Genomic DNA, 714 nt, shown 5'->3' on the forward strand with positions numbered 1-714 from the left:
TGATGAAGCTGGCGGTCAGGTCACCGCGCAGCCTGAGATGTTCGATGAGCGCGGCATGCTCCTCCGCACGCGTGCCTTCGATCAGTGTCACCGAGGCCTTCGCGCAGGCATCGCGCATCACGCGGTCGGCTCTTGCGGCGCCCATCAGCGCCAGCACCAGCGGCGAACCTTTCAGCGTTTCGCCGAGCTTGACCAGGAGCATGTGCCGGCAGTCGGCGGGCAAGCGGCGGTCGGCTACCAGTGCCTCGCGCACCAGCGGCAGATGGCCGTGGCGCTCCGCCATGCGGCGGAAGCTTAGCGTGGCGATGTCGGCGCCGCTGTTGGCGAGCAGCACCGCGCAGGCCTCCGGCTCGCCGATTTCGGCGATCGCCGCCGCCAGCGCCATCGAGACGACAGGCCGGTCGGCGATCAGCTTCTGCGTCGCCTTCTGGCCGCCGGCGACCCGATCGATCAAATCGGCATCGGTAAGCAGCGGCGAACGCGCCAGCACCATCGCGGCCACTTCCGGCTGGTCGGAAGCCAGCGCGCTGATGATCTGTATCGGCGCGTGATGGCTCATCGACAGCGCCTCGGCCAGCGCCAGCCGCACTTTCGACGAGGCATCATCGAGCAGCAGCGTCAGCGCGGCTTCCGCGGCGCAGCGGTCCTCGAAAGGCAGGTCGGAATTGATATAGGCGCGAGCCAGCGCGCTGACGCTGCTGCTCGATGATGCCT

1 protein-coding gene is annotated in these 714 nt (G+C 68.2%); it reads right to left on the reverse strand.

Features of this window, described 5'->3' with window-relative positions:
- The coding region (locus EN742_RS36740) for a DUF2336 domain-containing protein (protein ID WP_128333978.1) at positions 1–714 on the reverse strand (714 nt) is incomplete at both ends.

The sequence above is a fragment of the Mesorhizobium sp. M4A.F.Ca.ET.020.02.1.1 genome, from assembly GCF_004022645.1.
Classification (GTDB): Bacteria; Pseudomonadota; Alphaproteobacteria; order Rhizobiales; family Rhizobiaceae; genus Mesorhizobium.